At 55.5% G+C, this 440-nt stretch carries 1 protein-coding gene; it reads right to left on the reverse strand.

What is annotated here, in order from left to right:
* Positions 1–440 (reverse strand): IS3 family transposase (locus HMPREF2651_RS08255; protein ID WP_141746491.1); only part of this gene is annotated, 440 nt, incomplete at both ends.

A 440-nucleotide genomic window follows, 5' to 3' on the forward strand; every position in this document is an offset into this window, starting at 1 on the left:
TGGTTGAACTCTGCGACAGTGTCGAAGACTTCTCCGTGGTACATCTCGGTTTTCACGTGGCCGAAGAAGTTCTCCATGACCGCGTTGTCGTAACAGTTGGCTTTACGCGACATCGACTGAACACCACCGTTGTCGCCAATCAGGTCACGCCACGAGGCATGCTGGTACTGGAAGCCTTGGTCAGTGTGCATCATCCACCCGGGTTCAGGTGCCCACGCCGCGATCGCCTTAGCTAAAGAACCGGCGGTAAACGCGGTCGACGGCGATGTAGCCACGGTGTGGGCAACAATTGAACGGTCGAACAGATCCATCACCGGTGACAGATAGACCTTGCGGCCTGCGATTCTAAACTCGGTGACGTCGCTGACAAAGACGGTATTTGGCTTATCTGGGGTGAATTTGCGGTCAAGCTTGTTGTCAGCAATGCGGCTGATCGTCCC

The organism is Corynebacterium sp. HMSC063A05 (assembly GCF_001809695.1).
In the GTDB taxonomy this organism is placed as follows: Bacteria; Actinomycetota; Actinomycetes; order Mycobacteriales; family Mycobacteriaceae; genus Corynebacterium; species Corynebacterium amycolatum.